9 protein-coding genes and 1 pseudogene are annotated in these 14151 nt (G+C 70.0%); 4 read left to right on the plus strand and 6 right to left on the minus strand.

Features of this window, described 5'->3' with window-relative positions; translation table 11 throughout:
- The 3 genes from ABUW04_RS34310 to rpsA form a co-directional block, all read right to left on the minus strand.
- Positions 1-2211 carry an MMPL family transporter gene (locus ABUW04_RS34310; protein ID WP_380568338.1) on the minus strand — a complete coding sequence of 737 codons (2211 nt, stop codon included), beginning with the start codon at positions 2209-2211 and terminating at the stop codon, positions 1-3.
- Positions 2212-2442: 231 nt separating this feature from the next.
- Positions 2443-3984, minus strand: coding sequence for a flavin monoamine oxidase family protein (locus tag ABUW04_RS34315; protein ID WP_380568373.1), 1542 nt, complete (start codon positions 3982-3984; stop codon positions 2443-2445).
- Between the two features lie 271 nt (positions 3985-4255).
- Positions 4256-5767, minus strand: coding sequence for a 30S ribosomal protein S1 (rpsA, locus tag ABUW04_RS34320; RefSeq protein ID WP_030248229.1), 1512 nt, complete (start codon positions 5765-5767; stop codon positions 4256-4258).
- Positions 5768-6134: 367 nt separating this feature from the next.
- Between rpsA and ABUW04_RS34325 the strand changes: the two genes are divergently transcribed.
- Complete coding sequence (locus ABUW04_RS34325; protein WP_030248232.1) at positions 6135-6998, plus strand: class I SAM-dependent methyltransferase; 864 nt, start codon at positions 6135-6137, stop codon at positions 6996-6998.
- A 111-nt stretch (positions 6999-7109) separates the two neighbouring features.
- Here ABUW04_RS34325 and ABUW04_RS34330 read toward each other — a convergent pair.
- The 3 genes and pseudogenes from ABUW04_RS34330 to polA form a co-directional block, all read right to left on the minus strand.
- Positions 7110-7967: pseudogene (locus ABUW04_RS34330) on the minus strand (DUF3068 domain-containing protein); the annotation flags it as partial.
- 16 nt (positions 7968-7983) lie between these two features.
- Positions 7984-8118, minus strand: coding sequence for an SPW_0924 family protein (locus ABUW04_RS34335; protein WP_157623503.1), 135 nt, complete (start codon positions 8116-8118; stop codon positions 7984-7986).
- A 248-nt stretch (positions 8119-8366) separates the two neighbouring features.
- Positions 8367-11132 (minus strand): DNA polymerase I, encoded by a 2766-nt coding sequence (polA, locus tag ABUW04_RS34340; RefSeq protein WP_380568339.1) that lies wholly within the window; start codon positions 11130-11132, stop codon positions 8367-8369.
- Between the two features lie 148 nt (positions 11133-11280).
- Between polA and ABUW04_RS34345 the strand changes: the two genes are divergently transcribed.
- From ABUW04_RS34345 to ABUW04_RS34355, 3 genes are all read left to right on the plus strand, one after another.
- On the plus strand, positions 11281-11745 hold the full coding sequence (locus ABUW04_RS34345; RefSeq protein ID WP_051724735.1) for a PaaI family thioesterase: 465 nt from the start codon (positions 11281-11283) through the stop codon (positions 11743-11745).
- Between the two features lie 39 nt (positions 11746-11784).
- On the plus strand, positions 11785-12582 hold the full coding sequence (locus ABUW04_RS34350; RefSeq protein ID WP_380568340.1) for a hypothetical protein: 798 nt from the start codon (positions 11785-11787) through the stop codon (positions 12580-12582).
- Positions 12583-12825: 243 nt separating this feature from the next.
- Positions 12826-14073 carry a branched-chain amino acid ABC transporter substrate-binding protein gene (locus ABUW04_RS34355; RefSeq protein WP_030248245.1) on the plus strand — a complete coding sequence of 416 codons (1248 nt, stop codon included), beginning with the start codon at positions 12826-12828 and terminating at the stop codon, positions 14071-14073.
- The last annotated feature ends 78 nt before the right edge of the window (positions 14074-14151 follow it).

Genomic DNA, 14151 nt, shown 5'->3' on the forward strand with positions numbered 1-14151 from the left:
TTAGACCGAGCCGCCCCGCATCGGCTCGGACACCCGCTGCGGCGGTCTCTGCGGCGGCAGCAGTGCCTTGCCCAGCGTCCCCCAGCCGGCCCGCAGCGGCGGCAGGGTCTGTCCCTCGCGCAGCCCGATCCTGGCGTGGAACCGCTGCAGCCAGCCCGGCGCCCACCAGTTCGCCCGGCCCAGCAGCGTCATCGTGGCCGGCACCAGCAGCATCCGCACCAGCGTGGCGTCCACCAGCACAGCGACCGCCAGCGCCAGGCCGATCTCCTTGATGTCCAGCATGCTCCCGGTGGAGAACCCGGCGAAGACCACCACCATCAGCAGCGCGGCCGAGGTGATGATCCGTCCGCTGCGCTGCACCCCGAGCTCCACCGCCTTGCGGCAGCGATGGCCCTCCTCGTGCAGTTCCTTGATCCGTGCCAGCAGGAACACCTCGTAGTCCATGGACAGGCCGAAGGCGAACGCGAACACCAGGACCGGGATCCACGCCTCCAACCCGCCGGTCGGGGTGAACCCCAGCAGCCCGCTGAACCAGCCGTCCTGGAAGACCAGGGTCATCGCCCCGAGCGAGGCCCCCAGCGACAGCAGGTTGGTCAGCAGCGCCTTCAGCGGCACCAGCAGCGAGCCGGTCATCAGGAACAGCAGCAGGAACGTCGCGCCCACCACCAGTCCCAGCGCCCACGGCCCGCGGGTCGACACCTCGTGCTTGAAGTCGACCACCGTCGCGGCGTCGCCGGTCACCCAGGTGGTCAGCCCGCCGCGGTCGGCCCGCAGCTCGCCGACCACCCGCTGCGCCGTGCTGCCCTGGGTGCCGCCGTCCACGCTCACCGCGACGCTCACCAGCCCGTCGCCGACGGACGCCACCGTCGCACCGGTGACGCCCGGCAGCGTGCGTACCTCGGCCGCATAGCTCTCGACCTGCGCCGTCGAGCCCTGGACCGCGACGGTGACCGCCGCCTGCTGCTGCGCCGGGAAGCGGCTCTCCAGCGCGTCCGCGACCACCCGGCTGCTGAAGGACTTCGGCAGCACGTCCGCCCCGGCGCTCTGCGCATGCGCGGTCGCGAACGGCGCCGCCAGCGCCAGCAGCAGCACGGTGACCCCGATCGCCACCGGCAGCGGACGGCGCTGCACCCGGCGCACGGTCCGGGCGAAGACCCCGTCGTCGGGGTTCCGGCCGGCCGGCAGCGGTTTGATCCGCCCGCCGACGAACCCCAGCAGGGCCGGGACCAGGGTCAGCCCGGACAGGACCGTGATCACCACCACGCTGACCCCGGCCGCCGCAACGGCGCGGAAGATCGGGCTGACGAAGACGAACAGCCCGGACAGGGCGGCGGCCACGGTCACCGCCGAGAAGGTGATGGTGCGTCCGGCGGTCGCACAGCTGCGCTCCACCGCGGCCGCCACGTCGGCGCCGTGGCCGCGCTCCTCCCGGAAGCGGTTGACCATGAGCAGCGCGTAGTCGATCGACAGTCCGAGCCCCAGCACCGTGGCGATGGGTAGCACGCTGGTGTCCATCGGCATGATCCGGCTGAAGCCCAGCAGGGCGAGGAACGCCCCGGCTATCGAACCGACCGCCCCGATCAGCGGCAGCCCCGCGGCCAGGAAGCCGCCGAAGATCAGCACCATCACCAGCAGGGTCAGCGGCAGGGTCACCAGCTCGCCCAGTTCGGTGTCCTTCTGGGTCTGCTGCTGCACCTGCGCGTTGAGGACCTGGGTGCCGCCGAGGTCGACCGTGGTCCCCGAGGCGGACCCGATCGCCTCCAGGCGCTGGGAGACCGCGGCCACCGTGCTCTTGCCGGCGGTGTCGAGCTGGACCTCGACCAGGCTCGCGGTGCCGTCGCTCGACCTCAGCGCCGTACCGCCGCCGTTGTAGGCGTCGGTGACCCCGGTGACCCCGGCGATGTGCGAGAGGTCGACGGCCGCGGCGGTCACCGCCGCCCGTACCGCGGAGTCGTCCACCGACTTCCCGTCCACCAGGGCGGTGATGCTGAGGTCCGACGAGCTGGCCGAGGCCAGCAGCGCGGTCCCGGTCGCGGACTCGGACCCGGCGGCGGCAGCGGTCGGCGCGGCGGTGTCGAAGACCTTGGTGCCGAACAGCAGACCGACCGCGATCAGCAGCGCCCAGGCGAGCAGCACCCAGCGCCGGCGCCGATGACTGAAGCGCCCCACGGCGGCGAAGGGTCCGCCGACACGGGAGAAGGGTGCGTGCATGGAGAGGGCGCCTTGCGTCAGGAAGAGGGGTTCCTGGAACTTTCGCCCATATCCAGCTGAATAGGAAGTAACTCAGACTATGGCCAGAATCACGGTGAGAACACCCTGATATCCCTTTTGATCCCCTTCATCTGCCCCCGCCGCCCCCACCTGCCGTGAGCTGCGCGGGGACTTCGCCCGACCGCCCGGACGGAGTCCCCGCGCAGCTCGATCCTCAGTGCGCGCTCATGCTCAGCTCTTGAGCGCCCGGCTGTGCAGCGCGGTCACCGCCTTGCGCGCGGACAGGATCGCCCCGTGCTGCCAGGCGTCCATGTAGGAGAGCCAGTCCCCGGCGAACAGCACCCGCCCGGCCGGCTCCACCAGCGGCTTGAGCACCGCCGCGTCGGGGCTGTTGTCGGGCAGGTTGTGCCAGGCGCCCTCGAGGTGCGGGATGAAGCGCCAGGACTGCGAGAAGGAGGAGGCCAGTTCGGTGCGGTACTTGGAGCCGTAGATCCGCTCCCCCAGCGACACCGCCCGGGCCTCGCGCTGGGCCGGCGTCATCCTGCCGTACCGGTCGGCGTCGGTGTCGTAGTTGTAGTAGCCGATCATGACGCCGCGTTCGCCGTGGAAGCCGTAGGACGGGTGCCAGATGTGGGTGAGGTCCAGGTCGGTCTCGGTGATGCCGCCGTAGATCCGGTGGTCGGTCTCCCACCAGCGGCTGCGGTACTCCAGGCCGATCTTGCTGGCCGAGGCCGGGGTGATCGAGGCCAGCCCGGCCTGGACCGCGCTGCCCAGGTTGTGCGGCAGCTTGGCCAGCAGGTGCGGGGGCATCGCCGCGATGCAGTAGTCCGCGGTGACCGCCCGGCTGCGCCCGGCCGCGTCGGTGTAGGCGACCTCGACCCCGCTGCCAGTCTCGGTGATGCCGGTGGCCTGGCAGCCGAGCTTGACCTTCTGCGCGCCGACGGCGCGGGTCAGCGCCTTCGGTATCTGATCCATCCCGCCGACCGGCTGGAACATCAGCATCGCCTGGTCGAACTCGAACTCGAAGGAGAAGTAGCGGCCCACCCCGGAGGCGAAGACCGAGGAGACGTCCGGCACCGGCGCCAGTTCGGTGCCCGGCGTCCCGGCCGCGCCGGGGTAGGTGCTGAAGCCGCGGTTGCTGCTGCCGGTGTAGCCGAAGCCGTCCGCCTTGGCGCCGATGGAGCCCCAGTCCTCCAGGAAGGCCAGCAGCCGCTCCTGGTCGGCCGCGGTCAGCTGCTGGTCGAGCGCTCCCTTGTCGGTGGCCTTGGCCAGCAGTTCGCTGACGTAGCCGTAGGTGTCGGCCTTGGCCGTGCGGTAGCGCACCGGGTTCCCGGGCGTCATCCCGGAGCTCTCGTTGTAGATGTAGGCGTCGGCGTTGGTGTTGGTGAACACCTCGATGGGGACCCCGAGTTCACGGCAGTAGTCCAGCGTCACCATCCACTGGGCCAGCCGCGCCGGGCCGCAGTTCATGTACTGGCCCTCGGCGAACCGCGCGGTCTGGCTGTTGCCGAACAGGTCGGTCTGCTCGGTTCCGGCGCGTGCGGTGAAGTTCCGGCCGCCGGTGCGGCTGCGCGGTTCGAGGATCGTGCAGTCGTACCCCGCCTTGCCCAGCTCGTACGCCGACACCAGGCCGGCCACACCGCCGCCGAGGATCACGACCTTGGCCGCCTTGCGGCCGGTGAGGTGGAAGTCCGAGGCGCTCGGCGCCGAGAACGCCGGCATCGCCGCCGTCGCGGTGGGCGCCAGGCCCAGGGCGCCCATGGCCGCGAACATCGTCCCGGCCCCGCCGCTGACCCCCACCGCCCGCAGGAACCCCCTGCGGCTGAACCCGCCTGCCTCCAACTGCTGCGTCATCCATCATCCCTTCGGACTCGCCTCTGCGAAGATCAGTTCGCCTGCGCTCCAAGGATGTTGATGTTTGTATATTGCAACGGCATACCGATGGGGTAACGCGGCCATGAACGCGACAGTGGCCCCACCCGGACGAACCGGGTGGGGCCACTGTTCAGGTCCTGCTCACTGCCTACCGCAGCAGGTCAGAGCCTCAGCTCTGGCCGCCCGCGAGCTTCTCGCGCAGGGCGGCGAGGGCCTCGTCGGTCGCCAGGGCGCCCGAGGTCTCGTCGCTGCTCGAGGAGTACGAGCCACCGGAGACCGCACCGGCACCGGCGGCAGCGGCCTCGGGGGCAGCGCCCTCACCAGCGGCAGCGGCCTCGGCGTCGGCCTCGCGGCTCTTGATGACCTGGGCCTGGTGCTGCTCGAAGCGGGTCTGCGCCTCGGCGTACTGGCGCTCCCACTCCTCACGCTGCTTCTCGAAGCCCGGCAGCCAGTCGTTCGCCTCGGGGTCGAAGCCCTCCGGGTAGATGTAGTTGCCGGCGTCGTCGTACGAGGCAGCCATGCCGTACAGGGTCGGGTCGAACTCGACCGAGGCCGGGTCGGCACCGAGGGACTCGTTGGCCTGCTTCAGCGAGAGGCTGATGCGGCGACGCTCGAGGTCGATGTCGATGACCTTGACGAAGATCTCGTCGCCGACCTGGACGACCTGCTCCGGGATCTCCACGTGGCGCTCGGCCAGCTCGGAGATGTGGACCAGGCCCTCGATCCCCTCGTCCACGCGGACGAACGCACCGAACGGAACCAGCTTGGTGACCTTGCCCGGGACGACCTGGCCGATCTGGTGGGTCCGCGCGAACTGCTGCCACGGGTCCTCCTGGGTCGCCTTCAGCGACAGGGAGACGCGCTCGCGGTCCATGTCCACGTCGAGGACCTCGACGGTGACCTCCTGGCCGACCTCGACGACCTCGGACGGGTGGTCGATGTGCTTCCAGGACAGCTCGGAGACGTGCACCAGGCCGTCGACGCCGCCCAGGTCCACGAAGGCACCGAAGTTGACGATGGAGGAGACGACGCCGGAGCGCACCTGACCCTTCTGCAGGGTGGTGAGGAAGGTCTGACGGACCTCGCTCTGGGTCTGCTCCAGCCAGGCACGGCGGGACAGGACCACGTTGTTGCGGTTCTTGTCCAGCTCGATGATCTTCGCCTCGAGCTCCTTGCCCACGTAGGGCTGGAGGTCGCGGACCCGACGCATCTCGACCAGCGAGGCCGGCAGGAAGCCACGGAGGCCGATGTCGAGGATGAGACCACCCTTGACGACCTCGATGACGGTACCGGTGACGATGCCGTCCTCTTCCTTGATCTTCTCGATCGTGCCCCAGGCACGCTCGTACTGAGCGCGCTTCTTGGACAGGATGAGACGACCCTCCTTGTCCTCCTTCTGGAGAACCAGGGCCTCGATGTTGTCGCCGACCTTGACGACGTCATGGGGATCGACGTCGTGCTTGATGGACAGCTCGCGAGAGGGGATGACGCCCTCGGTCTTGTAACCGATGTCGAGGAGGACCTCGTCACGGTCGACCTTCACGATGATGCCCTCGACGATGTCGCCATCGTTGAAGTACTTGATGGTCTCGTCGATCGCCGCGAGGAAGGCTTCTGCGTCGCCGATGTCGTTGACCGCCACCTGCGGGGTGGTACGGGCCTCGGTGCTGCTGGTCGTCATTAGGAAAAGGGCTCCGGTACGGACATGAAGTCGTAGGTACTACTGCGCCGGGGACCCGTTATCGCTCCACCAAGGACCAGACAGGGTTGAGCCGGTGTATCGCCACATCCAGATCTACTGGAAGCCGATACCCCGGGCTGTGACTGTGGGGTCTTCAACAGATGCGAGCGCGACCTGCTCCGTCCGAGGCGCGCAGGCCCGCAGCGCAACTTGTAGCATACGGGGACAGCCATGCACGGTCAATGCGGGATGCCGCAGTGCGGGAGAGCCCCACACAGACCGGACAAACCGGTCAAATCAGCACTCTCGCGACGACCCTTCCGGCGCCTCCCGGACGCTACAGGAGCAAGGTTACGCTACCTGTGAGATGACCACGCACCATGACAGCGACGCAGCCCCGGACCGCTCCTCAGCCGCCTGGGACGACGACGGCGAAGCGGTCCGCCGCGAGGCCGGGACCACCGAGAGCAGTCGGGCCAACCGACACTGGTGGGACCGCAACGCCGACGAGTACCAGGACGAGCACGGCGGCTTCCTCGGCGACGCCAGATTCACCTGGTGCCCCGAGGGCCTGGACGAGGCCGAGGCCCGGCTGCTCGGCGATCCGGCCGCGCTGCGCGGCCGCACCGTCCTGGAGATCGGCGCCGGCGCCGCCCAGTGCTCGCGCTGGCTGGCCGCCCAGGGGGCCCGGCCGGTCGCCCTGGACCTGTCGTACCGTCAGCTCCAGCACTCGCGACGGATCGACGAGGACCTCGGCCTCCGCCCGGTCCCGCTGGTCCAGGCCGACGCCACCGTACTGCCGTTCGCCGACGCCAGCTTCGACCTGGCCTGCTCCGCCTACGGGGCGGTGCCGTTCGCCGCGGACACCGCGCTGCTGATGCGCGAGGTGCGCAGGGTGCTGCGGCCCGGAGGGCGCTGGGTCTTCTCGGTCACCCACCCGATCCGCTGGGCCTTCCCGGACGAACCCGGCCCCGAGGGGCTGACGGCGCTCTCCTCCTACTTCGACCGCACCCCCTACGTGGAGCAGGACGAGCGGGGCCGCGCCGTCTACGTGGAGCACCACCGCACCATGGGCGACCGGGTCCGCGAGCTGACCTCAGCGGGCTTCCGACTGGTCGACCTGGTCGAACCCGAGTGGCCCGACGGCCTGACCCAGGAGTGGGGCGGCTGGAGCCCGCTGCGGGGGCGGTACCTGCCGGGCACCGCCGTCTTCGTCACCGTCGCCGACTGACCCGCGCTTCCCCTTCCGGTCACCCCTGCTGCGCCCGCGCGCCTCGAACAGGAAGGCGAGCCCCAGCAGCACCGCGCCCAGGACCGGCGCACCCCAGGGGAGGTAGGTGGTCATGCCCAGCACCAGCTGCCGCTGGGAGCTGATCTGCCGGAACGTCGCGTCCAGGTAGTCGGGGCGGATCTTGACGTCGCCCTCGAAGACGGTGACCGGCGCCTTGCCGCTGCCCTTGGCGAAGCGCAGCTCCTCGTGGTGCTGCTCCTCGCCGTTGACCGGAGCGCCGGTCACCGGGTCCACCCAGAACTCGCGGGTGGTGGTGTACCAGCGCTGGTAGCCGAGGGCGGTGATGCTCGCCGGGGTCAGGCCGGTGATCCCGGCCGGCATGGTCTTCGGGAAGACGACCCGGGTCCAGGGGATGGTCTGGGTGAAGTAGTAGACCTTCATCCCCCGGTACTCCCGGGTGCCCTGGTAGAGGATGGGCGCGGAGGTGCGGGTCTGCGGGTCGTAGTACTGGTAGTCCCTGGGCTGGGTGTCGAAGGGGAACTTGTACTCGATGCCGGTACGGGTCACCGGGTCCCCGTCGACGCTCTCCCCGCAGCAGTGCACCGGCTCCTGGGTGTGCGCGTCGAAGACGTAGACCTCGGGGATGCTGGAGATCATCTTGCCGTCGGTGCCCAGCACGTAGGAGAGGCCGTCCCAGACCACGACGTCGCGGCCGGTGCGCTTCTTCTCGGCGGCGGCCGCGGCGGTGTCGCCCTTGAGCGTCTGCACGATGGTGACGGTCTGGTGCGGGACGCCGGTGAGGGTGCTGTAGTCGATCAGGGTGGCGTCCTTCGCCTGCAGCACCACGGTCTGGTACTGGTCGGCGGGCACCTCGACCACGCGTGGATAGTCGTACCAGCGCACCATCGGACCCAGCACCGCCAGGAAGGCGGCGAGGGCGACCAGGACCAGGCTCAGACGACGTCGCATCGGCGGGCCCGCCCCCCTACGGATGCGCCGGAGCGCTGGTCAGCAGGGGCTTGGGCGAGGTCGGACCGCCCTGGTGCGCCAACGGCACCATCACCAGGGCCACACCCAGGGCGACCGCCACCCCGATCGCCGCAGCCAGCAGTGCACGCATCGGCCACCTCCCTCGTCTCGCCGCCCCGCACGGTAACGCGGGGGCCGCGAAATGAGAACAGGTTCTACCCGGGGATCTCGGGTGCGGCACTGCCTGGCTGGTCGCGCAGTTCCCCGCGCCCCTAGGTAGGTGCAACATGCCCACTGTGGGTCAGTTGCAGCCCCCTAGGGGCGCGGGGAACTGCGCGACAAGCCCACTACGGTCCGCAGCCAGACACCCCTCAGAACCCTCCCGAACCTGACGGAACGTTAGTGCGCCGCCGTCTCCCAGTCCCGTCCGACCCCCACGGAAACATCCAACGGCGCAGCCAACGGGTACGCCGCCGCCATCTCCCGCCGCACCAGCTCCTCCACCGCCTCCCGTTCCCCCGGAGCCACCTCCAGCACGATCTCGTCATGAACCTGCAGCAGCATCCGTGAGGACAGTCCGGCGCCGGTCAGCGCCGTGTCCACCTTCAGCATGGCGATCTTCACGATGTCCGCGGCCGAGCCCTGGATCGGCGCGTTCAGCGCCATCCGCTCCGCCATCTCCCGCCGCTGCCGGTTGTCGCTGGTCAGATCCGGCAGGTAGCGCCGGCGGCCCAGCACGGTCTCGGTGTAGCCGGTGTTGCGGGCCTCGTCGACCACCCGCCGCAGATAGTCCCGCACCCCGCCGAAGCGCTCGAAGTAGGTGTCCATCAGCCGCTGCGCCTCGCCGGTGGCGATGTTCAGCTGCTGGGACAGGCCGAAGGCTGACAACCCGTACGCCAGTCCGTACGACATCGCCTTGATCTTGCGCCGCATCTCCGCGTCGACCTGCGGCGGCTCCACCGCGAACACCTGGGAGCCGACGGTGGTGTGCAGGTCCTCGCCGCTGGAGAACGCGGCCAGCAGCGCCGCGTCCTCGGACAGGTGCGCCATGATCCGCAGCTCGATCTGGCTGTAGTCGGCGGTCAGCAGCTCCTGGTAGCCGGCGCCGACGACGAAGGCCCGGCGGATCATCCGGCCCTCCTCGGTCCGCACCGGGATGTTCTGCAGATTGGGCTCGGTGGAGGAGAGCCGGCCGGTGGCGGCGACCATCTGGTTGAAGGTGGTGTGGATCCGGCCGTCCGCGGCCACCGTCTTGATCAGGCCCTCGACGGTGCTGCGCAGCCGGGTCTGGTCCCGGTGCCGCAGCAGGATCACCGGCAGCTCGTGGGTGGTCTGCCCGGCCAGCCAGGTCAGTGCGTCGGCGTCGGTGGTGTAGCCGGTCTTGATCTTCTTGGTCTTGGGGAGCTCCAGCTCGTTGAAGAGGATCTCCTGGAGCTGCTTGGGCGAGCCGAGGTTGAACTCGTGGCCGACGGCCGCGTGTGCCTCCTTCACCGCCTGCTGCACCGCGGCGCCGAACTGGATCTCCAGCTGGGTGAGCCAGTCCAGGTCGGCGGCGATGCCGGCCCGCTCCATCCGCGCCAGCAGCGCGGCGATGGGCAGTTCGACCTCGCGCATCAGTTCCAGCGCGCCGTCCTTGGCCAGCCGGGTCTCGAACACCTCGGCCAGGTCCAGCACTGTGCGGGCCTGCACCATCAGCGCCTGGGCGGCGGCCAGCGCCTGGTCCTCGGCGTCGCCGGACTCGTCGCCGAAGGCCAGCTGGCCACTGTCGGCGGCGGTGCCGGCGTCCAGCTGGCGGCCCAGGTACTCCTCGGCCAGCACGTCCAGGCCGAAGGTGCGGCGCCCGGGCTTCTCCAGGTAGGCGGCCAGGGCGCTGTCGGCCGTGACGCCCTCGATCCGCCAGCCGTGCTCGGCGAAGGCCCGCATCACCTGCTTGGCGATGTGCAGCGCCTTGGGGCGCTCGGGGTCGGCCAGCCAGTCGGCGAAGGCGCGCTCGTCGGCCTCGGCCAGCACCGCCGGGTCCAGCCAGGCGGCCGGACCGCCCTCGACGGCCAGTGCCACCGCGCTGACGGAGCCCTCGCCCAGCGCCCAGCTGTAGTCGGCGGCCAGCCCGGTGCGGACGGCGCCGGAGGCGTGCTCGGCCAGCCAGGCCGCCAGGGCGCCGTCGTCGGTCAGCAGCTCGCCGTCGACCTCGATACCGGGCCCGGTCGCGGTCGGCGCGCCCTCGGCGCCCTCGCCGGCCCCCGGATCCACCGCGAACAGGCGGTCGCGCAGCGCCTGGTTGCGGAACTCCAGGGTGTCCAGCAGCAGCAGGGTGGCCTCCCTGTCGTACGGGTTGCGACCCAACTCGTCCACACCGAGCGGGAGTTCGACGTCCCGGATCAGCTCGGTGAGCTCGCGGTTGAGCTTCACCGCGTCCAGGCCGGCCCGCAGCTTCTCGCCGATCTTGCCCTTGACCTCGTCGGCGTGCTCGACCAGCTCGGCGAAGGAGCCGTACTGGCCGATCCACTTGGCGGCGGTCTTCTCCCCCACCCCGGGGATACCGGGCAGATTGTCGGACGGGTCACCGCGCAGCGCCGCCAGGTCGGGGTACTGGGCCGGGGTGACCCCGTACTTCTCGAACACCTTCTCGGGGGTGTAGCGGGTCATCTCGGAGACGCCCTTGGTCGGGTAGAGGACCGTGACGTCGTCGGTGACCAGCTGCAGGGCGTCGCGGTCACCGGTGAGGATCAGCACCTCGAAGCCGTCGGCGGCGGCGCGGGTGGCCAGCGTGGCGATGATGTCGTCGGCCTCGAACTCGGCCAGCCGCAGATGCGGCACCTTCATCGCGTCCAGCAGCTCGCTGACCAGCTCGACCTGGCCGCGGAACTCCTCCGGGGAGGCCGAGCGGGTCGCCTTGTACTCCGGGTAGATCCCGGCCCTGAAGGTCTTCCTGGACACGTCGAAGGCCACCGCGAAGTGCGTCGGCGCCTCGTCGCGCAGGATGTTGGCGACCATCGAGGCGAAGCCGTACACCGCGTTGGTGGGCTGCCCGGTCGAGGTGGCGAAGTTCTCCGCGGGGAAGGCGTAGAAGGCCCGGTACGCCATGGAGTGGCCGTCGAGCAGCAGCAGCCTGGGCCGGGCCGCCCCTTTCGCCGCCTTGCCGTTGCTTCCGGTCGTACTCGCCATGCCTGCCACCACTTCTTCCGTCCACGCCCAGCTGCCTGCCACTGCCGAACGAAATCCTATGGCCCGCCACTGACAGTGCCCCCCATCAACGCCGCCGAAGGGAGTCGTACGATCACAGGCAGTCCCGTACAACGACGTCAGGAGCACCATGTCCGAGCGGCCCCCTGAGCCCGGTCCCGCCTTCAAGATCCCGCAGGACGTGATCGACCACTTCACCAAACTGGGCGTGGACCTGAGCACCTTCTCCGGCGGCCACCTCGGCGAGCGGCTGGGGATCAGGGTGGTCGAGGCCTCCCCCGACCGGGTCGTCGGCACCATGCCGGTCGAGGGCAACCAGCAGCCCTACGGCCTGCTGCACGGCGGCGCCTCGGCGGCCCTCGCGGAGACCCTGGGCTCGGTCGGCGCGATGCTGCACGCCGGCCCCGGCCGCTACGCCGTCGGCGTCGACCTCAACGCCACCCACCACCGCTCGGCCACCTCCGGACTGGTCACCGGTGTCGCCACCGCCGTCTTCAAGGGCCGCACCGCCGCGACCTACGAGATCGCCGTCACCGACGACCAGGGCCGGCGCATCACCAGTTGCAGGCTCACCTGCATGCTCCGCGACACCTGAGTGCCGAAACCCGCGCGGCCCGGGCGGCGCGGGGGCACCATGGCCGTGCGGGTCCGCCCCGGTACGGCACCGGGCATCGCCCGCCTCGACGAGGGGGTGCGGGCGATGACCGGTGGTCGCGGGCGGCCCGAACGGCCCGAGCGGCCCGAGCCGGTCGGCGGCGTCGGTCCGCTGGAGTCGGCTGACGACTCGTCAACCATGCCTGCGGAGCTGCAGGTCAACGAGCCGACGGAGTTCGGCGTCGAGCGGCGGCTGAGCAGTTGGTGGCACGGTCTCGGCCGGCCCCTGCGCCGCGGACTGCTCACGGCGGCGATCCTCGCGGCGGCCGGCGCACTCGCCCTGGCGACCGTCGGCGACATCCCGCGCCATCGCCCCCAGGCCGGGCAGACCCGCGGTCCCGTCCCCTGGCCCGCGCAGATCACCGATGTGCACTACGCCGGCATGGCCCCCGGCAACGACCCGCGAAGCAGCCGGTTCGCATTCCTGCTGTCCTTCGTCGACCGGGACTCCGATCCGGTGACGATCCATCACATCGCCCAGCCCTACGCCGGACTTCAGGTCACCACCGAGGATCCGCTGCCGATCGTCGTCCTACCGGCCGAAACCCGGATCGTGCTGGTACTGGCCGACGTCCGCGACTGCGCCAGGACGCCCGCGCGGGACCAGCTGCCTTTCGTCGACGTAACGTTGAGTAACCTGCGCGCAATACAGACGCAAAGCGAAATCCTCGGTGAAAACTACGGCGACGATCTCAGCCGCGAGATCGACGTGCGCTGCGGCCGAACCCCCGCTTCGCTCCCGCCCGTCCCGTCCACCGTGGTCACATCACCAGGCTGAGCTGGGCGATCATCGGATTTGCGGTTCGGCGACCGGAATCAGGGCGAAATCCCACCCCGAACGGTGGTGGCCGGATCAAGCCTCAAGTTTTCCTCAGGTCATAACAAGACCATCACACAGTGCGCGTTGGCTCTGCCGAAGCCCCTGGTGGGGGCCTAGAGTCACGGCCAGTCACCGCGCCATCGGATCGACAGGTCGGGGCCTGCGCGCGGTTCGACCCTCGCCCAGAGGAAAGGACTGATCGTGCGAAACCGTTCGCTTCTCATCGTCACCACTCTTGCCGTAACCGGCGCCCTCAGCCTCACCGCGTGCGGATCGCGCGCCAACAGCGGCTCCAGCTCGAGTGGGAGCTCCAGCGCCGCCGCCGGGTCCACCACCGTCACCATCGGCGTGGACGCCCCTCTGACCGGTTCGCTGTCGGCCCTGGGCCTGGGCATCCAGAACTCCGTGGACCTGGCGATCAAGACCGCCAACTCCACGCACGAGGTGCCCGGCGTCACCTTCAAGATCTCGGCACTGGACGACAAGAAGTCGCCCCAGCAGGGCCAGCAGAACGCCACCGCCCTGGTCGCGGACAGCAACGTCATCGGCGTCGTCGGCCCGCTGAACTCCGGCGTCGCCGTCTCCATGCAGAAGATCTTCGACGAGGCCAACCTGGTCGAGGTCTCCCCCGCGAACACCAACCCCGCCCTGACCCAGGGCCCGAACTGGGCGACCGGCACCAAGACCCGCCCGTTCAAGTCGTACTTCCGCACCGCCACGACCGACGCCATCCAGGGCCCCTTCGCGGCCCAGTTCGCCTACAGCACCCTCAACAAGAAGAAGGTGTTCCTGGTCGACAACAAGCTGACCTACGGCGTCGGCCTGGTTGCGACCTTCAAGGACGAGTTCACCAAGCTCGGCGGCACCGTGGTCGGCCAGGACCACGTCACCAGCGGCGCCAACGACTTCTCCTCCACCGTCACCGCCATCAAGAACTCCAAGGCCGACTTCGTCTACTTCGGTGGCGAGTACCCCGACTCGGGTCCGCTCACCAAGCAGCTCAAGGCAGCCGGCTACAACGTCCCGCTCATCGGCGGCGACGGCATGTACGACCCGACCTACATCCAGCTCGCCGGTGCCGCCGCCAACGGCGACTACGCGACCTCCGTGGGCGCCCCGGTCGAGACCCTGCCGTCCGCCACCAAGTTCGTCGCCGACTACAAGGCAGCCGGCTACAAGGACCCCTACGCGGCCTACGGCGGCTACTCCTACGACAGCGCGTGGGCGATCATCGAGGCCGTGAAGGCCGTCGCCGCCGCCAACAGCGGCAAGCTCCCGGCCAACCCGCGCCAGGCCGTCGAGACCGCCATGGGCAGCGTCAACTTCAGCGGCGTGACCGGCACGGTCTCCTTCGACCAGTACGGCGACGCCACCAACAAGCAGCTCACCGTCTACGGCGTCAAGAACGGCGCCTGGGCCACCGTCAAGACCGGCACCTTCTCCGGCTGACACACCGTCAACACCCGTACAGCACAAGCACCGCGCGGGGGCGCAGCAGGTCAGGCGCCCCCGTGCGGTGCCACATCG

This window comes from Streptacidiphilus jeojiensis, assembly GCF_042510965.1.
Lineage (GTDB): Bacteria > Actinomycetota > Actinomycetes > Streptomycetales > Streptomycetaceae > Streptacidiphilus > Streptacidiphilus jeojiensis.

What these genes read in the sequence shown, in the direction of transcription:
- ABUW04_RS34310 (WP_380568338.1), bottom strand. Translation starts at nt 2,211, where the DNA reads ATGCACGCACCCTTCTCCCGTGTCGGCGGACCCTTCGCCGCCGTGGGG.
- ABUW04_RS34315 (WP_380568373.1), bottom strand. Translation starts at nt 3,984, where the DNA reads ATGTTCGCGGCCATGGGCGCCCTGGGCCTGGCGCCCACCGCGACGGCG.
- rpsA (WP_030248229.1), bottom strand. Translation starts at nt 5,767, where the DNA reads ATGACGACCAGCAGCACCGAGGCCCGTACCACCCCGCAGGTGGCGGTC.
- ABUW04_RS34325 (WP_030248232.1), top strand. Translation starts at nt 6,135, where the DNA reads ATGACCACGCACCATGACAGCGACGCAGCCCCGGACCGCTCCTCAGCC.
- ABUW04_RS34335 (WP_157623503.1), bottom strand. Translation starts at nt 8,118, where the DNA reads ATGCGTGCACTGCTGGCTGCGGCGATCGGGGTGGCGGTCGCCCTGGGT.
- polA (WP_380568339.1), bottom strand. Translation starts at nt 11,132, where the DNA reads ATGGCGAGTACGACCGGAAGCAACGGCAAGGCGGCGAAAGGGGCGGCC.
- ABUW04_RS34345 (WP_051724735.1), top strand. Translation starts at nt 11,281, where the DNA reads ATGTCCGAGCGGCCCCCTGAGCCCGGTCCCGCCTTCAAGATCCCGCAG.
- ABUW04_RS34350 (WP_380568340.1), top strand. Translation starts at nt 11,785, where the DNA reads ATGGCCGTGCGGGTCCGCCCCGGTACGGCACCGGGCATCGCCCGCCTC.